This window comes from Sphingomonas sp. (assembly GCF_035555815.1).
GTDB lineage: Bacteria > Pseudomonadota > Alphaproteobacteria > Sphingomonadales > Sphingomonadaceae > Sphingomonas.
In genome coordinates this window covers 1-23,875 of record NZ_DATMGG010000230.1, presented here as the reverse complement: position 1 = coordinate 23,875, position 23,875 = coordinate 1, and the positions used below count along the sequence as shown (strand labels likewise).

At 70.5% G+C, this 23,875-nt stretch carries 29 protein-coding genes and 1 tRNA gene; 12 read left to right on the top strand and 18 right to left on the bottom strand.

Features of this window, described 5'->3' with window-relative positions:
* Positions 1 to 25: 25 nt before the first annotated feature.
* Positions 26 to 466, bottom strand: a complete 441-nt coding sequence (locus VNR91_RS13225; RefSeq protein WP_325491238.1) for a DUF3576 domain-containing protein — start codon at positions 464 to 466, stop codon at positions 26 to 28.
* A gap of 172 nt (positions 467 to 638) precedes the next feature.
* On the opposite strand from VNR91_RS13225, the gene VNR91_RS13220 reads away from it, so the two are divergent.
* Positions 639 to 1,352, top strand: a complete 714-nt coding sequence (locus VNR91_RS13220; RefSeq protein ID WP_325491237.1) for a hypothetical protein — start codon at positions 639 to 641, stop codon at positions 1,350 to 1,352.
* Positions 1,353 to 1,458: 106 nt separating this feature from the next.
* Here the strand turns inward: VNR91_RS13220 and VNR91_RS13215 are convergent, their stop codons facing one another.
* Positions 1,459 to 2,046: a thiamine phosphate synthase gene (locus VNR91_RS13215; protein WP_325491236.1), complete on the bottom strand. Its 588-nt coding sequence runs from the start codon at positions 2,044 to 2,046 to the stop codon at positions 1,459 to 1,461.
* Here VNR91_RS13215 and VNR91_RS13210 point away from each other — a divergent pair.
* The gene (locus VNR91_RS13210) at positions 2,045 to 2,710 is read left to right on the top strand and encodes a YggS family pyridoxal phosphate-dependent enzyme (RefSeq protein ID WP_325491235.1); all 666 of its coding nucleotides are present in this window, start codon (positions 2,045 to 2,047) and stop codon (positions 2,708 to 2,710) included. The two genes, VNR91_RS13215 and VNR91_RS13210, sit on opposite strands and share 2 nt — an antisense overlap.
* Complete coding sequence (locus VNR91_RS13205; RefSeq protein ID WP_325491234.1) at positions 2,707 to 3,369, top strand: HAD family phosphatase; 663 nt, start codon at positions 2,707 to 2,709, stop codon at positions 3,367 to 3,369. The genes VNR91_RS13210 and VNR91_RS13205 overlap by 4 nt, the downstream gene beginning before the upstream one ends.
* Positions 3,370 to 3,387: 18 nt before the next feature.
* Here the strand turns inward: VNR91_RS13205 and VNR91_RS13200 are convergent, their stop codons facing one another.
* From VNR91_RS13200 to VNR91_RS13180, 5 genes are all read right to left on the bottom strand, one after another.
* Complete coding sequence (locus VNR91_RS13200; RefSeq protein ID WP_325491233.1) at positions 3,388 to 3,609, bottom strand: hypothetical protein; 222 nt, start codon at positions 3,607 to 3,609, stop codon at positions 3,388 to 3,390.
* A 108-nt stretch (positions 3,610 to 3,717) separates the two neighbouring features.
* The gene (gene ribA / locus VNR91_RS13195; RefSeq protein ID WP_325491232.1) at positions 3,718 to 4,779 is read right to left on the bottom strand and encodes a GTP cyclohydrolase II; all 1,062 of its coding nucleotides are present in this window, start codon (positions 4,777 to 4,779) and stop codon (positions 3,718 to 3,720) included.
* The gene (locus VNR91_RS13190) at positions 4,776 to 5,570 is read right to left on the bottom strand and encodes an exodeoxyribonuclease III (RefSeq protein WP_325491231.1); all 795 of its coding nucleotides are present in this window, start codon (positions 5,568 to 5,570) and stop codon (positions 4,776 to 4,778) included. Before VNR91_RS13190 ends, ribA begins: the two co-directional genes overlap by 4 nt.
* A gap of 220 nt (positions 5,571 to 5,790) precedes the next feature.
* The gene (locus VNR91_RS13185; protein WP_325491230.1) at positions 5,791 to 6,411 is read right to left on the bottom strand and encodes an outer membrane lipoprotein carrier protein LolA; all 621 of its coding nucleotides are present in this window, start codon (positions 6,409 to 6,411) and stop codon (positions 5,791 to 5,793) included.
* A 51-nt stretch (positions 6,412 to 6,462) separates the two neighbouring features.
* Entirely contained in the window at positions 6,463 to 8,772 is a 2,310-nt protein-coding gene (locus tag VNR91_RS13180) for an FtsK/SpoIIIE family DNA translocase (RefSeq protein WP_325491229.1), read from the bottom strand.
* Positions 8,773 to 8,893: 121 nt separating this feature from the next.
* Here VNR91_RS13180 and VNR91_RS13175 point away from each other — a divergent pair, with 121 nt between their 5' ends.
* Complete coding sequence (locus VNR91_RS13175; protein WP_325491228.1) at positions 8,894 to 10,111, top strand: FAD-dependent monooxygenase; 1,218 nt, start codon at positions 8,894 to 8,896, stop codon at positions 10,109 to 10,111.
* Positions 10,112 to 10,121: 10 nt separating this feature from the next.
* Here the strand turns inward: VNR91_RS13175 and VNR91_RS13170 are convergent, their stop codons facing one another.
* The 3 genes from VNR91_RS13170 to VNR91_RS13160 are packed head-to-tail and all read right to left on the bottom strand — an operon-like array spanning position 10,122 to position 11,805.
* Entirely contained in the window at positions 10,122 to 10,295 is a 174-nt protein-coding gene (locus tag VNR91_RS13170; protein WP_325491227.1) for a Trm112 family protein, read from the bottom strand.
* Positions 10,292 to 10,912: an LON peptidase substrate-binding domain-containing protein gene (locus tag VNR91_RS13165; protein WP_325491226.1), complete on the bottom strand. Its 621-nt coding sequence runs from the start codon at positions 10,910 to 10,912 to the stop codon at positions 10,292 to 10,294. The genes VNR91_RS13170 and VNR91_RS13165 overlap by 4 nt, the downstream gene beginning before the upstream one ends.
* Positions 10,909 to 11,805, bottom strand: a complete 897-nt coding sequence (locus tag VNR91_RS13160) for a tetratricopeptide repeat protein (RefSeq protein WP_325491253.1) — start codon at positions 11,803 to 11,805, stop codon at positions 10,909 to 10,911. The genes VNR91_RS13165 and VNR91_RS13160 overlap by 4 nt, the downstream gene beginning before the upstream one ends.
* A gap of 303 nt (positions 11,806 to 12,108) precedes the next feature.
* On the opposite strand from VNR91_RS13160, the gene VNR91_RS13155 reads away from it, so the two are divergent.
* The 4 genes from VNR91_RS13155 to VNR91_RS13140 all read left to right on the top strand — a co-directional run bounded on the left by VNR91_RS13155 (position 12,109) and on the right by VNR91_RS13140 (position 14,282).
* Positions 12,109 to 12,183 (top strand) — tRNA-Gly (locus VNR91_RS13155).
* A gap of 64 nt (positions 12,184 to 12,247) precedes the next feature.
* Positions 12,248 to 12,937 (top strand): MOSC domain-containing protein, encoded by a 690-nt coding sequence (locus VNR91_RS13150; protein WP_325491225.1) that lies wholly within the window; start codon positions 12,248 to 12,250, stop codon positions 12,935 to 12,937.
* A gap of 116 nt (positions 12,938 to 13,053) precedes the next feature.
* Positions 13,054 to 13,491 (top strand): DUF2147 domain-containing protein, encoded by a 438-nt coding sequence (locus VNR91_RS13145; RefSeq protein WP_325491224.1) that lies wholly within the window; start codon positions 13,054 to 13,056, stop codon positions 13,489 to 13,491.
* Positions 13,473 to 14,282, top strand: coding sequence for a DUF72 domain-containing protein (locus VNR91_RS13140; RefSeq protein WP_325491223.1), 810 nt, complete (start codon positions 13,473 to 13,475; stop codon positions 14,280 to 14,282). The genes VNR91_RS13145 and VNR91_RS13140 overlap by 19 nt, the downstream gene beginning before the upstream one ends.
* Here VNR91_RS13140 and VNR91_RS13135 read toward each other — a convergent pair.
* From VNR91_RS13135 to hemC, 7 genes are read right to left on the bottom strand one after another with little or no spacing between them, the layout of a single operon-like run.
* A complete protein-coding gene (locus VNR91_RS13135) occupies positions 14,279 to 15,463 on the bottom strand; it encodes an NAD(P)/FAD-dependent oxidoreductase (RefSeq protein ID WP_325491222.1) in 1,185 nt (394 codons plus the stop codon). The two genes, VNR91_RS13140 and VNR91_RS13135, sit on opposite strands and share 4 nt — an antisense overlap.
* A 2-nt stretch (positions 15,464 to 15,465) precedes the next feature.
* Positions 15,466 to 16,590 (bottom strand): CaiB/BaiF CoA-transferase family protein, encoded by a 1,125-nt coding sequence (locus VNR91_RS13130; protein ID WP_325491221.1) that lies wholly within the window; start codon positions 16,588 to 16,590, stop codon positions 15,466 to 15,468.
* Positions 16,587 to 17,108, bottom strand: a complete 522-nt coding sequence (locus tag VNR91_RS13125) for a GNAT family N-acetyltransferase (RefSeq protein ID WP_325491220.1) — start codon at positions 17,106 to 17,108, stop codon at positions 16,587 to 16,589. Before VNR91_RS13125 ends, VNR91_RS13130 begins: the two co-directional genes overlap by 4 nt.
* Positions 17,109 to 17,119: 11 nt before the next feature.
* Positions 17,120 to 18,304, bottom strand: coding sequence for an acyl-CoA dehydrogenase (locus VNR91_RS13120; RefSeq protein ID WP_325491219.1), 1,185 nt, complete (start codon positions 18,302 to 18,304; stop codon positions 17,120 to 17,122).
* A gap of 38 nt (positions 18,305 to 18,342) precedes the next feature.
* On the bottom strand, positions 18,343 to 19,194 hold the full coding sequence (locus VNR91_RS13115; protein ID WP_325491218.1) for a hypothetical protein: 852 nt from the start codon (positions 19,192 to 19,194) through the stop codon (positions 18,343 to 18,345).
* 32 nt (positions 19,195 to 19,226) lie between these two features.
* Positions 19,227 to 19,859 (bottom strand): uroporphyrinogen-III synthase, encoded by a 633-nt coding sequence (locus tag VNR91_RS13110; protein WP_325491217.1) that lies wholly within the window; start codon positions 19,857 to 19,859, stop codon positions 19,227 to 19,229.
* On the bottom strand, positions 19,856 to 20,740 hold the full coding sequence (hemC, locus tag VNR91_RS13105) for a hydroxymethylbilane synthase (RefSeq protein ID WP_325491216.1): 885 nt from the start codon (positions 20,738 to 20,740) through the stop codon (positions 19,856 to 19,858). Before hemC ends, VNR91_RS13110 begins: the two co-directional genes overlap by 4 nt.
* A gap of 65 nt (positions 20,741 to 20,805) precedes the next feature.
* Here hemC and tsaD point away from each other — a divergent pair, with 65 nt between their 5' ends.
* From tsaD to VNR91_RS13090, 3 genes are read left to right on the top strand one after another with little or no spacing between them, the layout of a single operon-like run.
* The gene (gene tsaD, locus VNR91_RS13100; RefSeq protein ID WP_325491215.1) at positions 20,806 to 21,837 is read left to right on the top strand and encodes a tRNA (adenosine(37)-N6)-threonylcarbamoyltransferase complex transferase subunit TsaD; all 1,032 of its coding nucleotides are present in this window, start codon (positions 20,806 to 20,808) and stop codon (positions 21,835 to 21,837) included.
* Positions 21,834 to 22,808, top strand: a complete 975-nt coding sequence (locus tag VNR91_RS13095; RefSeq protein WP_325491214.1) for an NAD(P)H-dependent glycerol-3-phosphate dehydrogenase — start codon at positions 21,834 to 21,836, stop codon at positions 22,806 to 22,808. The genes tsaD and VNR91_RS13095 overlap by 4 nt, the downstream gene beginning before the upstream one ends.
* Positions 22,805 to 23,350, top strand: coding sequence for a DUF1697 domain-containing protein (locus VNR91_RS13090; protein WP_325491213.1), 546 nt, complete (start codon positions 22,805 to 22,807; stop codon positions 23,348 to 23,350). The genes VNR91_RS13095 and VNR91_RS13090 overlap by 4 nt, the downstream gene beginning before the upstream one ends.
* On the opposite strand, the gene VNR91_RS13085 is transcribed toward VNR91_RS13090, so the two are convergent.
* Positions 23,347 to 23,511 (bottom strand): DUF1674 domain-containing protein, encoded by a 165-nt coding sequence (locus VNR91_RS13085; protein WP_325491212.1) that lies wholly within the window; start codon positions 23,509 to 23,511, stop codon positions 23,347 to 23,349. The two genes, VNR91_RS13090 and VNR91_RS13085, sit on opposite strands and share 4 nt — an antisense overlap.
* A gap of 11 nt (positions 23,512 to 23,522) precedes the next feature.
* Here VNR91_RS13085 and VNR91_RS13080 point away from each other — a divergent pair.
* Positions 23,523 to 23,875 (top strand): transcription antitermination factor NusB (locus VNR91_RS13080; protein ID WP_325491211.1); only part of this gene is annotated, 353 nt, incomplete at its 3' end.

Below are 23,875 nucleotides of genomic sequence, written 5' to 3'. Positions count from 1 at the left end.
CGGCGCCGTCGGGCGCGGCGAAAAACTAGTTCGCGAGGGCGGCGCGGCGCAGGTCGCGGGCGCGGGTGAGGATGATGTCCTCCAGCTTCTGCACCGTTGCCGCCTGCACCGGGGCATCGACCCACTGGCCGCCCTGGTTGACCTGGCGCAGCGCCGCGACGCGCACCGCGTCGGCGCGCAGATCCTGGTCGAGCACGGTCACCGTCACCTTCATCCGCTCGGTCGGCGCATTGGGGTTGGCGTACCAGTCGGTGACGATCACTCCGCCGTTCGAATCGGTCTGGAGCAGCGGCATGAAGCTCAACGTGTCGAGCGTGGCGCGCCACAGATAGCTGTTGACGCCAATCGTCGTCACCTTGCTGGCGGCCAGATCGGTCTTTGGCCGGTCGGCGCCGCGATGGCCGCACGCGGTCAAGGGGATGAGCGCGACGCTCAGCAGCAACAGGGTACGCGAACGGGCGGTCATCGGCGGCATCCTTGGGTCCTGATAAGGCGACACGCTTCTATAGAAGCTGCACGGTAGGGAGCAAGCGCGGCCGGATTGTGGACAAGCTGCAACACCAGCGGGAAAAAGTTTCTATGGCGTGGAACATTGCGGCGCGAATGTGGTAGGCGCGAATCAACGATAGAGGAATCGCATGGTCAAGCGCCGTGTCATTGCCGGGATCCTGGCCGCGTCGGCATTCGCCGGCGTGTGCGCGATCGCGCCGGCGATGGGCGCGAACGACGGCCGCGTCGATCCGCGCAAGACCGTCGAGCCGGTGCGCCTCGGCATCGGGTCCTTCACCCCGGCCTCCGCCGATCCGCGCCTCGCCGCGGTGCTGGCGCGCGCGGGGGTGAGCGACAGCAGTTTCCGTTTCACCCCGTCGGGCGCGAATCAGGCCGAGAGCCGCGCGGTGACCGTCGCGGTGCGCGCCCGCACCAACCGCCCGGCCGTGACGGCGGATCGCCTGCCGAACCCGTCGTCGCCGGTCGCGCTGACCCCGCTGGCCTATAACCTGGGCGTCGCGGTGGGCTGGAAGCGGTTCGCGCTGTCGGGCGACCTGTCGAAGGTCGATCTGGCCGGCCAGCCGGGTAGCCGCGAATCGAGCGAAGTGGGCGTCAGCTACACCGGCAAGGCGTTCAGCGGCCGGGTGAAGGCGGCGGCCGATCGTCCGCTGCCGAATCAGCCCCGCCTGGTCACCGACCAGCCGAGCTATTCGATCGATGTCGGCGGCTCCTATCGTCTGACCCGCAACCTCGATGTCACCGCCGGCGTGCGGTACAAGAGCGAGCGCGATCGCCTGCCGCAGCTCAACGACGATCGCCGCGACAGCCAGTCGGTCTACGTCGGCACCGCGCTGCGTTTCTGATCCGCGCGCGCGGATCGATTACAGACACCGTCTTTTAACAACGACTCGGTTCGCCGGGCATGGAAGCCTGTTGTTTCGGTGAGACGGGGTTGCGCGCGGGTGTTCGCTATTCCTGATCGTGGTCGTCGGGACGGCGATCGGGCGCGGGCGTGCGCGCGACCATCCATGCGTCGATCCCCGCCCAGCCATGAATCCCCAATGCTTCCAGCGATTTGAATCGCTCTGGCGTCATGCCGCCAAGGGCGATCACCGGAATCGGCAGGTCGCGCGTGATCGCGCTCAGTCGCATCGGGCCGAGCGCGGGCGCGCCGGGGTGCGAGCGGGTGGGATGGACCGGCGACACGAACAGCAGGTCGGCGCCGGCCCGTACCGCCGCGATGGCTTCGCGGCGGTTGTGCGCCGATCGGCTGAGCAGCCCGCGCCCGCGCCGTTGGTTGTGGACGCCGTCCGGCCCCGCCAGCCCGCCGCCCGCCAGCACCACCAGCCGCCGCGCGCGTGCGATCTGGGCGATTCGCTGCAACAGCCGCCGCCGCTCCGGCAGCGGAAGCCCGTAGTGGCGGAACACCACCCCCGCCCCGCGCGGTAGCCGCGCCAATGCATCCCACAACCGATCGCCCATCCGTTCGTCGGTCATCAGCCACAGGTGCGGGATCGGGTGGCGGCGGCGCATCGCGCCCCCTATAGCGCCGACCATGCCTGCCGACGATGCCTTCGCCCGCCTGACCGCGATCCGCGCCCGGATCGCCCGTGCCGCCACCACCGCCGACCGCGATGGCGCGGACGTGGCGCTGGTCGCGGTCTCCAAGATGCACGACGCCGAGGCGATTCGCCCGCTGATCGACGCCGGCTGTCGCCTGTTCGGGGAGAATCGCGTGCAGGAGGCCGCCGCCAAATGGCCGGCGTTGCGCGAATCGGTACCCGACATCGCGCTGCACCTCGTCGGCCAGCTCCAGTCGAACAAGGCGGCGGAGGCGGTGGCGCTGTTCGACGCGATCCACTCGGTCGACCGCCCGTCGCTGGTCGCCGCGCTGGCGCGGGCGATGGAGGGCGGGCGTCGCCCCGATTGCTTCGTTCAGGTCAATATCGGCGACGAACCGCAAAAGGGCGGATGCCCGATCGACGATCTGCCGGCGCTGCTCGACGCCGCGCGCGCCGCCGACCTGCCGGTGGCGGGCCTGATGTGCGTGCCGCCCGCCGGGATCGAACCGGCACCCTATTTCGCGCTGCTGGCGAAGATGGCGCGCGACGCCGGGCTCGCCGGGCTGAGCATGGGGATGTCGGACGATTTCGAGACGGCGGTGACGCTGGGGGCGACGCACGTCCGCGTCGGCACGGCGCTGTTCGGCGCGCGCGCATGAGGTTCGACGCGTTGCTGTTCGACTTCGACGGCGTGCTGGTGGAAAGCGAGGCGGCGGGCAACGCCGAGCTCGCCGCCTGGCTAACCGGCGCAGGCCACCCGACCACGGCGGAACAGTCGATGGCGCGGTTCATGGGCCTGTCTGGCACCGATTTCCTCGCCGCGATCGAACGCTGGATCGGGCGGCCGATCCCCGAGGATTTCCACGCCGCCCGCGCCGCCGAGGATGAACGCGCGATGCGCGAGGGCGTCGGCGAAGTGGCGGGGGCGGTCGCTTTCGTCCGCGCGCTGCCCGCCGAATTGCCGAGGGCGATCGTCTCGTCGAGCTCGACGCGCTGGATTCGCCGGCATCTCGATCATATCGGCCTGGCCGATGCTTTCGGCGACCATGTCTACAGCGGGCGCGAGCATGTCGCGCGCGGCAAGCCGGCGCCAGACCTCTATCTCTATGGCGCCGCCCGACTGGGCGTGGCGATCGAGCGGACCGCGATCATCGAGGATTCGCCCGTCGGCGCGACTGGCGCGGTCGCCTCGGGCGGCTATGTCATCGGCCTGTGCGCCGGTTCGCACTGCGGGCGCGATCATGCCGACCGGCTGCGCGCGATCGGGGTCGACGCGATCGCGCGTGATTTCGCGGAGGTGGCGCGCGCGATTGCCTGACCGTCGCGGGCAGGTGGCCTATTGGAGCTGGAGACCGCCGGCGAAATAGGGGCGGCGCGAATGTTCGATCGGCAATGCCGTCTCGCAAAACGCGCATTCCGCCATCACCCGGCCGACCAGCCATTGTTGCTTGCCGCAGCCGGGGCAATGATTGACCCCGTCGTCATGATAAAGCAGCGTATAGCCAGGATTATACCACTCCGGCGCAATATCGTTGCCGGTATTTGGGTGTCTGTACATCACTAAGCCTCCACAACCAGCGCTCGCGTCAACAACGCATCAGCCGGCAACGGTTTCATTTCTTCCCCGAAATTTTATCCCGCGCGGCTGAACCCGGGCTGAAGGGCGTCACAACTGGTGGCCGGTGCGGTCGCGCTTGGTCGCCAGATAGCGTTGATTGTGCGGGTTGGCCGGCAGCGCCAGCGGCACGCGCTCGGCCACGGCGATGCCATGCGCTTCCAGCGCGGCGACCTTGGCCGGATTGTTGGTCAACAATCGCACCGTGCGCGGCCCGATCAGCGTCAGCATCCGCGCGGCAATGGCGAAATCGCGCGCGTCGACGGCAAAGCCCAGGCGGGTGTTGGCGTCGACGGTGTCGAATCCCTGATCCTGCAACGCATAGGCGCGCAGCTTGTTGATCAGCCCGATCCCGCGCCCTTCCTGGCGCAGGTAGAGCAGGATGCCCCAGCCGGCGCCCTCGATCCGGTGCAGCGCCTCATGCAATTGCGGGCCGCAATCGCACTTCAGGCTGCCGAGCACGTCGCCGGTCAGGCATTCGCTGTGGAGCCGCACCAGCGGCGGGGTGCCGTCCGGCCGGCCGACGACCAGCGCGACATGCTCGTTGGACGATTCGGGGCCGCGGAAGGCGACGATCTCCGCGGTTTCGGCGCCCGCCACGGGAAGGCGTGCGCGCGTGGCAATGGTCAGCCGCCCGGCATCCTCATGCGCGTCGATGTCGGCCGGGGTGATCGCGACCTCCACCGCCGCCGCTTCGCGCACAAAGAAGGCGGGAAGGATGCCGGCAATGCGGGCCAGCCTGAGCGCCGCCGATGATGCCTCGCGGCGATCGACCGGGATCGCGCGGAACGGCCCCTTCAGCGGAGTCGCGAGGTCGAATTGCGGATCGGCCAATGCGGTGGCGGCCGCGAAGTCCAGCCACGGCGCGCGTGCCACCCATACCGGCGAATCGGGCACCGCCGCGTCGATCTGGTTGGCGAGCTTCAGCGTCGCCGCCCGCCCGGCCGACAGCAGCACCGCCGCGTCGCCGACGGGATCGAACGCCGCCAGCCGATCGGCGTCGGCGGTCTCGATCGCGAGCAGCGCCAGCCCGTCGATCGCCACCGGCCAGCCGCGCCGCAGCGCGTCGATCGCCCGCGCCGCCGCGCGCGGATCGCGCGCTGGTGCGCTCACAGCCGGAACTCGGTGACGATCGGCACGTGGTCGCTGGGCTTGAGCCAGCCCCGGCACGGTTCGCACACGCGGTGCGCCACCGCCTGCGCCGCCAGCGCCGGGCTGGCCCACATGTGATCGAGCCGCCGCCCGCGATCGGACGCCGCCCAATCCTTCGCGCGGTAGCTCCACCAGGTGTGCAGCCGCTGCGGCGCCGGATGGAAATGCCGGCCGAGATCGACCCAGTCGTGCGCCGCCTGCAATCGCGCCAGCGCGGCGACCTCGATCGGGGTATGGCTGACGACGTCGAGCAGCGCCTTGTGGTTCCACACGTCGCTTTCCAGCGGGGCGACGTTGAAGTCGCCGACCAGCAGCGTCGGCGCGTCGAGCGATTCCGACCAGCGAGTCATCCGTTCGAGGAAATCGAGTTTCTGTCCGAACTTTGGATTGACCTCCCGATCAGGCACGTCGCCGCCGGCGGGGACATAGACATTCTCTAGCCGCATGCCCGTCGCCAGCCGCACGCCGACGTGCCGCGCCTCGCCGTTGGCCTGCCAGTCGAGCCGGTCATCCTCGGCCAGCGGCACGCGGCTGACGATGGCGACGCCGTGATGCATCCGCTGGCCGTGGATGATGACGTGGTCATAGCCGATCGCGCGAAACGCGGCGGCGGGGAAATCATCGTCGATGACCTTGGTTTCCTGAAGGCATAGCACATCGGGTGCTTCCTCCTGGAGAAAGCGTTGAACGATATCGATCCGGAACCGCACCGAATTGATGTTCCACGAAGCGATCGAGAGCGTGTCGGCCATGTTCCGCGCGATGTAGCGGGCCGCGCCGCGCCGGACAAGGAAAGGCCCCCGCTCCGGGGGCATGGAGCGAGGGCCGACCTGGCGTTCGTCACGCAGGCAGGAGGCAGGAACCCGGTCCGGGTAACAGGGGGGAAATCCCGAACGGGCAAGCCCCGCCTCCGCAGTGTCGTCTCTAGCGGCGGGTTCCTGTCACCAGAATGAACGGGCCGGCGCCGTACGGCTAGTTGCGTGGCCCGCGCTTGCGCGGATCGTTCCAGCGGAACGTTCCGTCGCTGACCGGCTCGTTGAATTTCTGGTTCGACAGGCGGATCGTGGTGCGGTTGTTCTGCGAATCGAGCGCGACCCATCCCTGCAGCACCAGGCCGCCCGGCCCCGCCGCCGATCGCTGGAAGATCATGGTGATCCGGCCATATTGCGGGCGCTTGGGATCGCGCACCTCGATGCTCAGCACGTCGGGGCTGGCGGTCGGCACCACGGTGGCGATGCCCGAAATATCCTTGTTGGGGTTGAGCAGCACCGCCAGCGGCGAATCGGCGATCGGCCACGGTTGCGCCTGGCGCACCGAATAATCGAGGAACCACAGCCGGTTGCCATCGGCGACGATCAGGTACGGCACACCCTTTTCATACTGGAAGCGGATCTTGCCCGGCTTTTTGAGCGTGAGCGTTCCGGTGAGCACCTTGCCGGCGCGATCGATCTGGCTGAACGACGCGGTCATGGTGTTGACCGCCGTCAGATGCCGCTGGACCTGCTGAAGCTCGGTCGACGGCGCGGGCGCCGGCGCGGCGATGACGGGGACGGCAAAGGCCGCCAGCGCGAGAGTGGCGATGGGCTTGAACATGCGATCTTCCTGCGGGTGGCGGCTTGAACGTCGAGTGAACCCGGCACGTGCCTAATTGAGCGGCCGGCCGTCGGGGTCCATCAGCACCTCGCGGCGGCCGACGTGGTCGGGGCGGCTGACCAGCCCGTCCTTTTCCATCCGCTCGATCAGCCGCGCGGCGCTGTTGTAGCCGACGCGGAGCTGGCGCTGCAGCCACGACGTCGACGCCTTCTGGCTTTCGGCGACCAGCTGGCACGCGCGGCGGTAGAGCTGGTCCTCGGGCGAATCGTCGCCATTGGGGCCGCCCTCCATCGCGAAGCCGTCGTCGCCCTCCGGGTCGTTGGTGACCGCGTCGATATAGTCGGGCTCGCCCTGGCCGCGCCAGAAATCGGCGACCGCCTGCACCTCCTCGTCGCTGACGAACGGGCCGTGGACGCGCGCCACGCCCTTGCCGCCGGGCATGTAGAGCATGTCGCCCTTGCCCAGCAGCTGTTCGGCGCCCTGTTCGCCCAGGATGGTGCGCGAATCGATCTTGCTGGTGACATGGAAGCTGATGCGGGTGGGCAGGTTGGCCTTGATCACGCCGGTGATGACGTCGACCGACGGGCGCTGGGTCGCCATGATCAGGTGGATGCCGGCGGCGCGTGCCTTTTGCGCCAGCCGCTGGATCAGGAACTCGACCTCCTTGCCCGCGGTCATCATCAGGTCGGCGAGCTCGTCGACGATCACCACGATCTGCGGCAGCGGCGCCAGCTCGAGCGTCTCCTCCTCGTACATTGGCTTGCCGGTGTCGGGATCGTAGCCGACCTGGACCTTGCGCCCCAGCTTCTGCCCCTTGGCCTTCGCCGCGCGGACCTTTTCATTGAAGCTGGCGAGGCCGCGGACGTTGACCGAGGCCATCATCCGGTAGCGTTCCTCCATCTGCTCGACCGCCCATTTGAGCGCGCGCACCGCCTTGGCCGGTTCGGTCACCACGTCGGCGAGCAGGTGGGGGATGCCCTTGTAGATGCTCAGCTCGAGCATCTTGGGGTCGATCATGATCAACCGGCACTGGTCGGGCGTCAGCCGATAGAGCAGCGACAGGATCATGCAGTTGAGCCCGACCGACTTGCCCGATCCGGTGGTGCCCGCGACCAGCAGGTGCGGCATCGGCGCCAGATCGGCGACGACCGGATCGCCGGCGATGTTCTTGCCCAGCACGATCGGCAGGCCGCTCGATAGGTCCTCGAAGCTCTGGCTGCCGATCAGCTCGTGCAGGTTGACCGGCTCGCGCGTGCCGTTGGGCAATTCGATGCCGATCACGCTGCGGCCGGGGATGGTGGCGACGCGCGCGGAGATCGCCGACATGTTGCGCGCGATGTCGTCGGCGAGCTGGATGACGCGGCTCGCCTTGATGCCTGCGGCCGGTTCCAGTTCGTACATCGTCACCACCGGACCGGGGCGGACCTCGACGATCGATCCCTTGACGTGGAAATCGTCGAGCACGCTTTCGAGCAGCCGGGCGTTGCGCTCCAGCGCCGCCTTGTCGATCGTCGACTTGGCGTTGGCCGGGGCCGGGGTCAGCAGGTCGATCGGCGGCAGGCGGTAATTGTCGCGGAAATCGAGCGAGCCCTGCTGGGTCTCGGGCTTCTTCGCCTGCGACGGCGCCAGCGTGCGATCGGCGATCAGCGGGCCGGGGCGATCGAACGGCACCGCCTGTTTGCGCGGTTGCGGCTTTGCCACGGGTTCGGCGGCGGCGGTGGCGGAACGGTCGGCCGCCGGTTCCTCCGCGCCGTCACGGCGGAAGTTCGGCAGCGCCAGCCGCCGTTCGGGCAGTTCCAGATTGACCGCCCGCGCCCACAGCACCACGCCGGCGATGCCAAACGCGGTGCCGACGCCGCGCATCGTCCACAGGATCGCGGTGTCGTTGCCGATCAGCCGGATCGCCCATTTGCACGCATTGGCGACAGTCAGCCCGACGACACCGCCATAGCCCGCCGGCAGCCACAGCACCGCCGCGCTCGACAGGAATGCCAGCGCGGTCGCCATCAGCACCACCGCGATCGCGCAATCGCGCAGCATCGCCACCCAGCGACCCGCGGGCCGATCCCGCCACAGCCGCGCGGCGATCACCAGCAGCGCGGGCAGCAGCAGCGCCACCGGCGGCCCGGCGATCGCCAGCAACAGGTCGGCGAGCACCGCGCCGGGATCGCCCAGCAGGTTGCGGGTCGGCCCGCCGGCGGCGGTGTTGAGCGACGGATCGCCCGGATGATAGCTGGCGAGCGCGATCACCAGCAGCACCGTGACGATCGCCAGCGCGAGCGCGCCGATCAGCGCGCCCGATCGCCGTGCACCGGCTTTCATCGTGTCGCGCCACAAAAAGGGCGCCGCGCGCGTTGCCATCGCTGTCGTCCCCCTGGGCGCCTCGCCGACCTGCCGGCGTTCCCCTATTGTCCTCTCGCGCGGACTCGACGTCAAGGCAGCCGGCATTGGCAGCAGCAGGCCGGGGGGCTAGGCAAGGGCGATGGAACATGCGGATGTCCTCATTCTCGGCGGTGGGCTGGTCGGCAGCGCGCTCGGCGTCGCGCTCGATGCGCACGGTCTGTCGGCGATCATCGTCGATCCCGCCGATCCCGAAACGATTCTCGCGGCCGGATTCGACGGTCGCGCCTCCGCCATCGCCAGCGCGCCGATGCGGATGCTGGAGGCGATCGGCGTCGGTCAGCGGCTGGCCGGGTTCGGTTGTCCGATCGAGCAGATCCGGGTCAGCGACGGCCTTGCCGCCGGCGGGCTCGATTTCCTCGCCGATCCGGACGACGGCGCAATGGGCACGATGTTCGAGAATCGCCGGCTGCGCGCCGCGCTGATGGGCGCGGCGCAGGCGGCGGCGCGGATCGACGTGCGAATGAACACCCGCGCCATCGACGTGGCCCGCGACGCGCATGGCGTCCGCGCGACGCTGAGCGACGGGCGCACCGTCGGGGCGTCGCTGCTGGTCGGGGCGGAAGGGCGCAATTCGCCGACCCGCGACGCCGCCGGATTGAAGGTCGCGCGCTGGAGCTACGATCACGCCGCGCTGGTCACGTCGCTCCACCATGAGCGCAGCCACGACAACGTCGCCTATGAGATCTTCTACCCCGACGGCCCGTTTGCGATCCTGCCGCTGCTGGATGATGACGACGGCCATCGCTCGGCGATCGTGTGGTCGGTGCGCGGCGATGCCGGGCCGGGGATGCTCAAGCTTTCCGACCGCGGATTCCTGGCCGAATGCGAGCGGGCGATGGGCGGCGTGCTCGGGCCGCTGTCGCGGCTGACCAGGCGATTCAGCCACCCGCTCGGTTTCCACCACGCCGCGACGATCACCGCCGACCGGCTGGCGCTGGTCGGCGACGCCGCGCACGGCATCCACCCGATCGCGGGCCAGGGCGTCAACGTCGGCTTCCGCGACGTCGCCGCGCTGGTCGAGGTGCTGGTGGAGGGCAAGCGACTGGGGCTCGATCCCGGCGACGCTCAGCTGCTCGCGCGGTACGAACGGTGGCGCAGCCTCGACACGTTCATGGTCGCCGCCGCCACGGACGGGTTGACCCGGCTGTTCGGCATCCCGGGCAAGACCGCTCGCGCGGCGCGCCGCTTCGGGCTGTCGGCGGTGCAGGCGCTGCCCCCGCTCAAGGATCGGTTCATGGCCGAAGCACGCGGCGAATCGGGCGCGGTGCCCAAATTGCTGACCGGGATGACCGTATAGCGCCGTGATTCTAGCGGATCGCCCGCGCTTCCTCGACGATCAGGACCGGAACGCCGTTGCGCACCGGATAGGCCAATCCCGCTGCCTCCGACACCAGCTCCCCGGTCGCCGGATCGCGACGCAGCGGCACGCGGGTCAGCGGGCACACCAGCCGGTCTCGCAGCCACGGATCGTCGATCGTCATTGCAACGTTCCGGTATCGTCGTCGTGGCGGCCGAAGAACACCATCAGCTGGACGATCAGCATCGCGCGGTCACGCAAGGTTTCGGCTTCCAGCAGCGCCTGTTTCGACGCGGGGTCGAACGGCGCGATCTGGGCGATGCCGTTGACCAGCGATTCGTCGTCGAGCCGCGCGACCGCCTCCCAGTCGACGGCATAGCCCTGGGCATCGGCGAAGCGGCGCGATTCGCTTTCGATCGCGGCGCGTTCGATCGCGGACAGGGATTCCACCTCACCCGCCGTCATCAATTCGGCCTCGACCTGGCGAAACGTGGTGGTGACGTCGAGTTCGCGGACGACGCGGAAACGCGCCAGCCCTTCCAGCACGATGTTGAACCGGCCGTCCGGCAGTGCCTCGACATCCGCGATCCGCCCGACACAGCCGATGTCGAACAGCGGCGGTGGGGTGCCGGTGCCGCGCGGCTGGATCATGCCGATCCGGCGGTCGCGCGCGAGCGCGTCGGTCACCAGCGCGCGATAGCGCGGCTCGAAGATATGGAGCGGCAGCTGCATTCGCGGCAGCAGCAGCGCGCCGGCGAGCGGGAAGATCGACAGCCGCGTGAGGACCGGCGCCTCGCTCACCCGAACAGGATCGCGGACAGCTTGCGGCGTTGCGCGGACACCCAGGGATCCTCCAGCCCGACCGCTTCGAACAGCTTGAGCAGCTGCTGGCGCGCGGCGCCGTCGTTCCACTCACGATCGGCGGCGATCAGCGCAAGCAGCGTCGCGGCGGCGCCGTCGCGGTCGCCCGCCGCGACCTGCCCGCCGGCGAGCCGCATCCGCGCGTCATAATCGTCGGGGTTGGCGGCGACCTCGGCGGCCAGCCCGGCGAGATCGGCGACCGGCGTCGCGTCCTTCGCCAGCGCGATCGCCGAACGGGCGCGAGTGACCTCGGGCGCCTTGGCCGCCTCCTCGCCCAGCGCGGCGAGACTCGCCTCCGCTTCGTCGATCCGGCCGGCGGCGACCAGCGCGCGGGCGCGGCCAGCGGCCACCGAAGGATGCTCCGGCGCCATCTCGGCCAGCTGATTAAAGATCGCCAGCGCGCGTTCCGCATCGCCCTCGCCCAGCACCTGTTCGCCCATCGCGATCAGCGGCTCCAGCTCGGCGTCCTGCTGCGCATCCTCGCTCTGGATCGGCAACTGGCGCAGCAACTGGTCGAGGATCGTCCGCAGTTGCGATTCGGTGCGCGCGTTGGTCAGGTCGGCGGCGAGCTGGCCCTGGAACATCGCATAGACGGTCGGGATCGAGCGGACCTGGAACTGCGCGGCGATGAACTGGTTGGCGTCGACGTCGACCTTGGCCAGCACCACGCCCTTGGCGGCATAATCGGCCGCGACCTTTTCCAGAACCGGCGCCAGCGCCTTGCACGGCCCGCACCATTCGGCCCAGAAATCGATGATGACCAGCTTCGTCATCGACGGCTCGACGACGTCGCGGCGGAAAGTCTCGACCGCTTCCTTTTCGGCGGGGGTCATGCCCAGCGTAGCCAAATCCCGTTCCTCGATGTTTTCAGGGTGATGCGCCTCTATGTGGTGGATGGGGCGGCCAAGCCAAGCCCTTTCGCCATCGCGCGCCGACCTTCGCGTGCGCGGCATGAGCCAAAAAGCGGGGTGCCGGCATCCGATATCTGCGCGGTGGCGTCGCGTGCAGAACGGCTTCCGCCTCACCGCTTCCGAACAATAGTGGCGCTAGCGACGATACGGGTCTTGCGCGGACGGCGGACCGCTGTTAGAGGCCGCCGCCTTACCCGCCCCCACCGCCTGGGGGACTGGCGCCGAGCGGGCGTAGCTCAGGGGTAGAGCACAACCTTGCCAAGGTTGGGGTCGAGGGTTCGAATCCCTTCGCCCGCTCCAGTCTTTCAACGGACTGACACGACCGCGCCGATCGGCGCGGAGCCGCCACGGGAGGATTTCGCCTGTGTCCCATCCCCTCATCGCGCTGCTGACCGGCACGGTGCGGCCGTTCGGGCCGCGATCGGTGCCGAGCGGGATCGACAAGCATCCCGTCGCCGTCCCGGTCCATCTGGGGCGTGAGGGGCTGTCGGGGGACGGCCAGGGCGACCGACGCCATCATGGCGGCCCGGACAAGGCGGTGCACCACTATCCGTTCGATCATTACCCCACGTGGCAGGAGGAGATCGGCGCCGTCCCGCTGCTCGACCGGCCGGGCGGCTTTGGCGAGAATATCTCGACCACCGGGCTGACCGAGGACGACATCGCGCTGGGCGACAGGTTCCGCCTGGGCGGGGCGGTGATCGAAGTCAGCCAGGGCCGCCAGCCGTGCTGGAAGCTCAACCACCGATTCGCCGTCGCCGACATGGCGGCGCGGGTCCAGCGCACCGGCCGCACCGGCTGGTATTACCGCGTGATCGAGGAAGGGATGGTCGCGCCGGGCGACGCGCTGGCGCTGATCGACCGGCGGACGCCCGCGTGGACGCTGGGGCGGGTGTGGCGGGTGCTGTACGTCGACACGCTCGACCGCGGCGAGCTGGCCGCGCTGGCGGCGCTGCCGAACCTGCCCGACAGCTGGCGCCGCCTGGCCGAGCGGCGGCTCGCGACGCGCGCGGTGGAGGATTGGGCATTGCGCCTGACGGGCGACCCCGATTGAGCCGGGATTTTGCAGCCCGGCGTCGCATTGCGGACATAGTGCTGCCGCGAGCCGCTGCCATATCCGGCGGCGATATGGATCAGGATGTGACCGCGCGGCGCATGGAGCCCGAAGAGATGAAGCACGCGATTCGTCGCCGGATCGGGCCGCATTTGGTGATCGCGGTGGCCGCGCTGGCGACGCTGGCGGCGGCGCCGGGCGGTGCGCAGAGCACGATCGGCCCGGTTCAGGGCGAGTGGCGCAACGGCCGCAACACCGTGCATATCCGCACCTATCCGTGCGGCGATCAGGTGTGCGGCGTGGTCAGCTGGGCCGATGCGACGGCGGAGGCCGATGCACGGCGCGGCGGGACGCAGCAACTGCGCGGCACGCAGATCTTTCGCGAATTTCGCCCGGTCGGCGACGGCAGCTACAAGGGCAGGGTGTTCGTCCCCGATCTCAACAGCACCTTTTCCGGCCGCCTGACGGTGACGCCGGACGGCAAGCTGCTGGGTAAGGGCTGTTTGATCGGCGGGTTGTTCTGCAAGACGACGACGTGGCTGCGCGTCCAGTGAGCGGCGCGGGCGCGATCCGCGTCGGCATCGGCGGCTGGACGTTCGAGCCGTGGCGCGGAACCTTCTATCCCGACAAATGGCCGCACAAGCGAGAGCTGGAGTATGCCAGCCGCCAGCTGACCGCGATCGAGGTCAACGGCACCTATTATTCCGGGTTCAAGCCGGAGACGTTCGCCGGCTGGGCGAAAGTCGCGCCGGACGACTTCGTGTTCGCGCTCAAGGCCTCGCGCTTCTGCACCAACCGCAAGGTGCTGGCCGACGCGGGCGAATCGATCGCGCGCTTCACCGGGCAGGGCATCGTCGAGCTGGGCGACAAGCTTGGCCCGATCCTGTGGCAGTTCATGGCGACCAAGAAATTCGACGCCGTCGATTTCGCCGCGTTCCTCAAGCTGTTGCCCGCGAGTCAGGACGGGGTGCGGCTGCGCCATGCGGTGCAGGTGCGGCATGAAAGCTTCGCGGTGCCCGAATTCGTCGCGCTGTGCCGCGATGCCGGGGTGGCGATCGTCTATGCCCAGTCCGACGATTATCCGGCGATCGCCGATATCAGCGGCGATCTGGTCTATGCCCGGCTGGAAACGGCGGTCGAGGACGAACCGGCCGGCTATTCTCCGGTCGAACTCGATCGCTGGGCAGACGCGGCGCGGGTGTGGGCGGCGGGCGGCCAGCCCGATGGCCTGGCGAGCGTTTCCGATCCCGCGCCGGTGATGCCGCGCGACACCTTCGTCTTCATGATCTCGGGCGCGAAGGTGCGCAATCCGGCGGCGGCGCAAGCGTTGATCGCGCGGCTTTAATCGAGCCCCAGCCGGCGCAGCGGGGCGCGGACCAGTCCGCTGACCATCGCCGCCTGAATCCACGGCACCGGCCACAGGCGCGACAGCGGGCCGACCAGCCGGTCGCGCAGGAACGGTATCGCCCGCCCGTCGGATTGATAGACCGGGGTCAGCAATAGGCTCATCGCCTGGTAGAGCCGGACGTGCGAGCGTCGTGCCGCGATCGCCTGCGCCGTGGCGGCATCGACGTCATCGGCCTGCCGCAACGCCGTCGCCAGCGCATAGGCATCGAGCAGTGCCATGTTGGCGCCCTGCCCCAGCTGCGGACTGGTCGAATGCCAGGCGTCGCCGATGTGGATCAGCCCCGGTTGGGCCGGCCGCGCCAGCGTGCGGTGGGCGTAATGCGCGAATGTCAGCGCGTCGGGATGGTCGATCGCCGCGAGCAACGGCGCGGTCGCCGGCCACAGCGCGACCACGTCGTCCTGCCACGCCGCCAGCCCGCGTGCGCGCCACGCATCGAGACGGTCGGCGCGCAGCGACCAGAAGAAGGCGGCCTGCGCGGTCGCGGCGCCCGGCGGGGTGCCGACCGGCAGCACGCCCGCCATCACGCTGGCGGCGCGATAGCGTTGCTGGAGCGCGGTGACGTCGAAACCCTCGTCGGTCCATGGCACGGTGCCCCACAGCGCGCCGTAGGCGAGGGGTGTCGCCGGCGCGCCGGCCAGCGGGCTGCGCGCACCCAGCGCGTCGACGATCAGGTCGAAGGGGCCGGCGCTGGTACCGTCGGCGAAGGCCAGTCGCCGATCGCGCTGCCCGACGACCGCGCGCCCGCTCTCGATCGCGATCCCTTCCGCCCGCGCCAGATCGAACAGGATGCCGAACAGGCTGGCGCGGTGGATGCCGATCCCGAAACGGTCGCCGCGCGGCAGCGCCGCATAGCGGACGTCGAGTACCGTGCGGCCGCTGTCGGCCGCGACGCCGACCAGCCGGTCGATCCGCGCGCCCTGCGCCAGCACCGCCGCGTTTGCGCCCAGCGCGCGCAGCACCGCCAGCCCGGTCGGCTGGATCATCAACCCCGATCCCAGTGGCTGCGGCGCGGGGAATCGCTCGAACAGCGTCACGCGATGCCCGTCGCGGTGGAGGAACAGCGCGGCGGCAAGCCCCGCGATGCCGCATCCGGCGACCGCGACCTCCGGCCGCCGCATCGTCAGCGGTCGGCGCGCGGCGGGCTGGGCGTGTCGGCGACCATGCGCTCACCGTCGATCACGATCGGGCTGGCGACGCCGGGGACGCCATCCAGCGCCACACGCATTCCGCGCGCGATCACCTGCGGATCGGCGAACACTTCGGCGACGGTGTTGATCGATCCGGCGGGAACGCCCTTCGCCTCCAGCGCGTCGGCGAGATCCTGTTTGCGCCAGTCGAGGATCGCGCGCGCCAGCAGCGGGATCAGCGCGTCGCGATGCGCGACCCGGCCGGGATTGGTGGCGAAGCGCTCGTCGGCGGCGAGCGGAAGGCCGAGCACCTCGCACAATTTGGCGAATTGCGAATCATTGCCCACCGCGATGATCAGTTCGCCATCGGCGCAGGCGAACGCCTGATAGGGCACCAGATTGGCGTGGCCGTTGCCCATCCGGTGCGGCACCTTGCCCGACGCCATCCAGTTGAGCGCCTGATTGGCGAGCACCGCCACCTGGGTGTCGAGCAGCGCCATGTCGATGTGCGCGCCGACCCCGTCGACCTCGCGCCGGCGCAGCGCCGCGAGGATCGCCACCGCCGAATAGACGCCGGTGAAGATGTCGGCATAGGCGATGCCCGCCTTTTGCGGCGCGCCGTCGGGATCGCCGGTCAGCGACATGATCCCGCCCATGCCCTGGATGATGAAATCATAGCCGGCGCGATGGGCATAGGGTCCGGTCTGGCCGAATCCGGTGATCGAACAGGTGATCAGGCGCGGGTGGGTCGCGCTGAGGCTGGCGTGATCCAGTCCATATTTGACCAGCCCGCCGACCTTATAATTCTCGATCACCACGTCGGCTTCGGCGATCAGCGCGCGAGCCTGCGCCTGACCCTCCGGCGTGGCGATGTCGATCGCGACACCCGATTTGCCGCGATTGGCCGAGTGATAATAGGCGGCGTCGAGGCTGTTTCCGGCGGCATCGTACAGGAAGGGCGGGCCCCAGTGACGGGTGTCGTCGCCGGCGCCCGGCCGCTCGACCTTGATCACCTCCGCGCCCAGATCGGCGAGCAGCTGGCCGCACCACGGGCCGGCCAGGATGCGCGCCAGCTCGACCACCTTGATGCCGTGCAGCGGTTTGGCGGGAGCGGTCATGGACGGCGGATCTCGTAGATCACGTGCGGCTTCATCGCGCCGGCCATCATCCGGTCGACGGTGCCGGGGCGGAGCACGCCGCCGATCTTTTCCATCGCGCGGCGCGAGCGGACGTTATCCGCACCCACCGTGAACACCGCAGTGGCGACGGCGCGGTGGATGTGATCGAGCATCAGGCGCTTGATCTCGCGATTATAGCCTCCGCCCCAATGGCTGCGCGCGAGATAGGTCCAGCCGATCTCGATCTCGTCCAGCGCCGGATTCCAATGGTCGTAGCGGCTCGCCCCGATCACCGTGCCATCGGCCCGGTCGACGATCGTCAGCGATCCGCCCGATGCCAGCCCGCCATCGAAATAGGCGCGAAACACCGGTTCCTGCCACCGGTCATGCGCCGGATGGACCGCCCATAGCAGTGGATCGGATGCGACCGCGAACAGCGCCCCCCAGTCGTCGGCGCGCGTCGGCCGCAGCGTCACATGCTCGCCCTCGAGCGTCGGCTGGCGATCGGGTTCGGCCATGCCCGGTCCGCTCAGAAGGCGGCGATGCCGGTGATCGCCCGGCCGAGGATCAGCCCGTGGACGTCATGGGTCCCCTCATAGGTGTTGACCGTCTCCAGGTTGATCGCGTGGCGCAGCACGTGGAAATCGGCCGAGATGCCGTTGCCGCCGTGCATGTCGCGCGCCACCCGCGCGATATCGAGCGCCTTGCCGCAATTGTTGCGCTTGATGATGCTGATCGCCTCGGGCGCCAGCGTCCCCTCGTCGAACATGCGGCCCGCGCGCAGTGCCGCCTGCAGGCCCAGCGCGATCTCGGTCTCCATATTGGCGAGCTTGAGCTGGACGAGCTGGGTCGCGGCGAGCGGCCGGCCGAACTGGTGGCGGTCGAGCGTATATTGCCGCGCCGCCTCCATGCACGCCTCGGCCGCGCCCATCGTGCCCCAGGCGATGCCGTAGCGTGCGCGGTTGAGGCAACCGAACGGCCCCTTCAGCCCCTGCACCTCGGGCAGCAGTGCGTCTTCCCCGACCTCGACGCCGTCCATCACGATCTCGCCGGTGATCGACGCGCGCAGGCTCAGCTTTCCCTCGATCTTCGGCGTCGAAAGGCCCGACATACCGCGTTCGAGCACGAAACCCTTGATCCCGCCGCCGTGCGCGTCGGATTTGGCCCACACCACCATCACGTCGGCGATCGGCGAATTGGTGATCCACATCTTGCTGCCGGTCAGCCTGTATCCTGTCGCGGTCTTTTCGGCGCGGGTGCGCATCCCGCCGGGATCGGAGCCGGCGTCGGGCTCGGTCAGGCCGAAACAGCCGACCAGTTCGCCGCTGGCCAGGCCGGGCAGGTATTTCCGCTTCTGCGCCTGGGTGCCATAGGCGTGGATCGGGTGCATCACCAGGCTCGACTGCACCGACATCGCCGATCGATAGCCCGAATCGACCGCCTCGACCTCCCGCGCGACCAGTCCATAGGCGACATAGCCCAGCCCGGCGCCGCCATATTCCGGCGAAATGGTCGGCCCGAGCAGCCCAAGCGCGCCCATCTCGCGCATGATCTCGCGATCGAAATCCTCATCGAGGAAGGCGCGGGTGACGCGCGGCAGCAGCCGGTCGCGCGCATAGGATCGCGCGGCGTCGCGCACCATGCGCTCCTCGTCGGTCAGCTGCGCGTCGAGCGCGAAAGGATCCTGCCAGTCGAAGCGGCCCATCTCGGCCATCCCATTCTCCCTTATGCGGTCTTGCCAGTGGCGTCGTGTCAGTCGGCGGGCGCAGGCGGCGGGTTGGACGGCGCCGCCGCCGCCGGCTGGCCCAGCGCGACGAATTCGAGCGCCGACAGCGCGTTGCGCGCGGCGATGTAGCGTTGCGCCGCCTCGATCCAGCTCCTGGCGGCGGGGGCGCCGGGCATCCGCGACACCTCGGCGCGAGCACCCTCGACCTGCCCGGCATCGAGCATCCGGCGCGCGCGCGCCAGCCGGTCGGTCGGGCGCGGGCTGGGCGTCGTTTCATGGCGCAGCACGATCAGCCCGGTGACCTCACGCCATACCGCGCGGCCGACGCCGTCCTCGATCGTGCCGCTGGTCAGGCGGGGGGCGATGGTGTCGAGCGCCTCGCGCAGGTCCTCCAGCGTCACCGGGGCGCGGCCGGCGGCGATCACGGTGGCGACCGCCTCACCGGCCTCGCCGCCGAATCGGGTGCGCAGCAGCGGGGCATAGCCCTCCAGCGGCTGGCCGCGATCGAGCCGGCGGCGCACGGCAAAGGCGATCAGCAGCCGCTCGGCGCGCTGGGCATTGGCGGCCGCGGTGCGCGCGGCGGCATCGGCGGTTCCGATGCGCGCCTCGATGTTGCGCAGCTGCATGTCGAGCGCGGCCTCGCGCGCGGCCAGCCCCTCGATGGTGATCGGCGCGGCCGCCGCCGCCGCCGAGGGCACCGCGGCGGACGGCGTGACAATGATCGGCTGCGGCGCCGGCTTGCGCCAGCGTTCGATCGCCGGCCCGGCCCAGATCACCGCGATCGCGCCCAGGGCGAAGGCGGCCGACACCAGGATCGCCAGCGGCCATCGGTTGCGACGGGGCAGCGCGGGCGCCGGCAGCAGGCTGTCGTCGGTCATGGCGGGACTTATCGACACCGGCGCCAGCCCCGTCAATCGGCGAGGCGACGGGCGGCGGCGATCAGCGCGCCGTCGGTCGGCCGTTCGGCGACCGCGACCGCCGCCCAGCCGGTGCCGGCGGCCTCGGCCACCGCGCGGCTGATCGCGGCGACCGCGACGGTCGGGCGATCCGCCACCACCTCGCCCAGCCGGATCGCGGCGCGCGCCGAATGGAGCAGCGCGACGCTGCCGGCCAGCCCGTCCGGCTCCACCGGCAGCGGGGTGCTGGCATAGACGGTGATCGTGTCGGCGCCGCTCTCGATCCGGTCGCGTCCAGCGAGGTGGAGCAGGCGTTGCGCGCCCGCAGACGCCATGACGTCAGTCACGCCCGCGTCGCCGGTCGACCGCACGGTGAACCCGGCGTCCGCCGCCGCGCGCGCGGTCGCGGCGCCGACCGCATGGACCGGCAACGCCTTCAGCCGGTCTAGCTCGTCCCCGCCGTGGCGCAGTGCGTTGGCACTGGTCAGCAACAGTGCGTCATAGCCGGTGGGATCGGGCGCGCGCCACGCCACCGGCGCCACCGCGAACAGCGGCAGCCGGATCGCGACCAGCCCGAGCATGGCGATGCGGCCGGCGGTGGCGGCGTTGCCCGGTTCGGGCCGCAGCACCGCCAGCGGGCGCGTCATGATCCAAACAGCGCGCGGATCGATGGTGGCGCGGCCGCCAGCAGCGCCGCCGCCAGCGCCGCCGGATCGCTGCCGCTGCGCTGCACCGATTCGCTGCCGTCCTCGGCGAACAGCGCGGCGTCGATCGACAGGCCCTGTGACGTCATCCGCGCCAACGCCGCCACCGGCGAATGGCAATCGGCGTCGAGCGCGGCGAGCAGCGCGCGCTCCGCCAGGACGCAGGCCTCGGTCTCGCGGTGGCCGATCGCCGCGAGCAGCGCGCGCATCGCGGCGTCGTCGGCGCGCACCTCGATCCCCACAGCGCCTTGCGACGGCGCGGGCAGCATCGTGTCGAGCGGGATCGCCACGCCGATATCGTCGCGCCCAAGTCGCGTCAGGCCCGCCGCCGCCAGCAGCGTCGCCTCCGCCTCACCGGCCGCCAGCCGCGCCAGCCGCGTATCGACGTTGCCGCGAAACAGTACCGGCACCAGATCGGGGCGGATCGTGCGGACCTGCGCGGCGCGGCGCGGTGAGCTGGTGCCGATCCGCGCGCCGGGCGGCAGCGCGGCGAAGCTGTCGGCGCCGACCAGCCGATCGCGCACGTCGGCGCGCTCGAGCATCGCGGCGATGGCGATTTGCGCGGGACGGATCGTCTCGACGTCCTTCATCGAATGGACCGCGCAATCGATGTCGCCGGCCAGCAGCGCGCGGTCGAGCTCCTTGGTCCACAGCGCCTTGCCGCCGATTTCGGCGAGCGCGCGATCCTGCACCCGGTCGCCGGTGGTGCGCACCGCGACGATCTCGACCGCGCAGCCGTGCGCGGCGATCAGCGCGTCGCGCACCATGTTCGCCTGCACCAGCGCGAGCGGCGATCCGCGCGTTCCCAGCCGTATGTGTGTCATCGCGCATGCGATTGGACCAACACCGGCCCTTCGACAAGGTCGGGTGCCGTCGCTACATAGCGGCGATGCTGATCCTCGGCCTTGAATCGAGCTGCGATGAAACCGCCGCCGCGCTCGTCACCGGCGACCGCCGCGTGCTCGCGCACAAGCTCGCCGGGCAGGAAGCGGCGCATCGCCCGTTCGGCGGCGTCGTCCCCGAAATCGCCGCGCGCGCGCATGTCGAGGTGCTTGGCCCGCTGGTCGAGGCGGCGCTGGCGGAAGCGGACGTGACGCTGGCCGACGTCGACGCCATCGCCGCCACCGCCGGGCCGGGGCTGATCGGCGGGGTGATGGTCGGGCTGGTCACCGGCAAGGCGCTGGCGCTGGCGTCGGGCAAGCCGCTGGTCGCGGTCAACCATCTGGAAGGGCACGCACTGTCGCCGCGACTCGCCGATCCGGATCTCGGCTTTCCCTATCTGTTGCTGCTCGTTTCCGGCGGGCATTGCCAGATCCTGCTGGTCGAGGGCCCCGGCGCCTATCGCCGGCTCGCCACCACGATCGACGACGCGGCGGGCGAGGCGTTCGACAAGACCGCCAAGCTGCTCGGCCTCGGCTTTCCCGGCGGCCCGGCGGTCGAGCGGGCGGCGGCGCTGGGCAATGCGCGGGCGGTGCCGCTGCCGCGCCCGCTGGTCGGATCGGCCGAGCCGCATTTCTCCTTCGCCGGATTGAAGAGCGCGGTCAGCCGCGCGCGCGACGCCGGGACATGGGCCGCGGAGGATATCGCCGCGTCGTTCCAGGCAGCGGTGGTGGATTGCCTGATCGACCGCACGCGTCGCGCCCTCAATCGGGTGCCCACGATCACCGCGCTGGTCGTCGCGGGCGGGGTCGCCGCCAACGGCGCGGTGCGCGCGGCGCTGGAGGGGCTCGCGCGCGACCATGCCCTGCGCTTTGTCGCGCCGCCCCTGTGGCTGTGCACCGATAACGCCGCGATGATCGCCTGGGCGGGGGCGGAACGGTTCGCGGCGGGCATGGTCGATCCGCTCGATGCGCCGGCGCGGGCGCGCTGGCCGCTCGACGGCGATGCGGAAAAGGTGCGCGGCGCGGGGGTGAAGGCATGAGGATCGGGGTGCTCGGCGGCGGGGCGTGGGGCACCGCGCTCGCCCAGGTCGCGGCGCGCGGCGGCCGACCGGTGACGCTGTGGGCGCGGGAGGCGGCGGTGGTCGACTCGATCAATCGCGACCATGAGAACGCGCTGTTCCTGCCCGGCGTCGCGCTCGATCCCGCGATCACCGCCACCGGCGACCTGGCCGAACTGGGTGATCGCGACGCGCTGCTGGTGGTCGCGCCGGCACAGCACATCCGCGCCGTGCTCGCCGCCGCGCCGGTCGGGGCGACGCCGCTGGTGCTCTGCGCCAAGGGGATCGAAGCGGGCAGCCGCCTGCTCGTCGGTGAGGTTGCCCACACCGTATGTCCAGCGGCGCCGATCGCGGTGCTGTCCGGGCCGACCTTCGCGCATGAGGTCGCGCGCGGTCAGCCGACCGCGGTGACGCTGGCGTGCGACGATGCCGATCTGCGCGAACGCCTCGCCGAACGCCTCGCGGCGCCGGCGTTCCGCACCTATGCCTCGGCCGACGTCACCGGGGCGGAGATCGGCGGCGCGGTGAAGAACGTGCTCGCCATCGCCTGTGGCGTGGTCGAGGGCGCGGGACTTGGGCTCAACGCGCGGGCGGCGCTGATCGCGCGCGGTTTCGCCGAAATGACCCGATTCGGGGTCGCGCGCGGCGGGCGGGCGGAGACGCTGGCCGGGCTTTCGGGGCTGGGTGATCTGGTGCTGACCTGTTCGTCGACCAACTCGCGCAACTTCACGCTCGGCGTCGGCCTCGGGCAGGGCCGCGCGGCATCGGACCTGCTCGCCGACCGCCGGACCGTCGCCGAGGGCGCCTTTACCGCGCCGGTGCTGCGCGAGGCGGCGGCGGAGGCCGGGGTCGACATGCCGATCTGCGATGCGGTGTGTGCGCTGCTCGACGGCGCTCGGTTGTCCGACGTGGTCGGGGAACTGCTCAACCGGCCGCTCAGGGATGAGGGATGACGCGCTGGGCGGCGCTGCTCAAGGGCGTCAACGTCGGCGGCAACCGCAGGCTCCCGATGGCGGATTTGCGGCGCTTTGCCGAGGGGTTGGGCTTCACTGACGTCAAGACGCTGCTGGCGTCGGGCAACCTCGTCTTTTCGAGCGATGAGACATCGGCGGCCGCGCTCGAATCGCGTCTGGAGGACCAGGCCAGGGCGCAACTGGGGCTCGACACCGCCTTCCTCGTGCGCGACGCGGCGGATCTGCGCTCGACGATTGCCGGCAACCCGTTCGCCGCGCAGGCGGCGGCGCGGCCCAACCATCTGCTGGTCCATTTCCATCGCGACGCGGTGCCGCTCGAATGGGTGGCGGCGGTGCGTGCCGAGATCGACGGGCCCGAGCGGATCGCCGCGTCGGGCCGGGAGCTGTTCGTCGATTACGCCGACGGGATCGCCGGTTCGACGCTGGCCGCGCTGATCACCCGCGCGCGGCACCGCCGGCTCAACACCGCGCGCAACTGGAACACGGTGGTCAAGCTGCTGGCGATGCTGGAGACGCGCTAGAAATCGACCGCGACGCCCTTGCGCTCCCAATCGCCGTAACGGACGGGGTCGGGGCCGAGCGGGTCGGCGTCGGGGCGGACCAGCGGTTCGGGTGCCGGCACGGGCGGATTCGGCGGAGGCCAGCCGGCTGGCGGTTTCACATGTGGCGGTCGTTGGGCCATAGGCTGTCCAAATGAGCCGTCCCCAGCCCGCGATCAAGTCCGATCCCCCCGGTTTCCCCGCCCGCCGCGCCGCATTGCGGCTGCTCGACGCGGTGCTGCGCCGGGGGCAGGCGATCGAACAGGCGCTGCACAACGCGACGCAGGGCATCGAGCGCGCCGACGATCGCGCGCTCGCCCACGCCATCGCCGCAGAGACGCTGCGCCACCTGCCCGATCTCGACGCGCTGATCGATGGCGCGACCAAGCAGCCCCTGCCCGACGATGCCAAGGCGCGCATGGTGCTGCGCATCGCCCTGGTCCAGGTGCTGGCGCTGGGCACCGCCCCCCATGCGGCAATCGCCACCGCGCTGCCGCTGGTCGATGG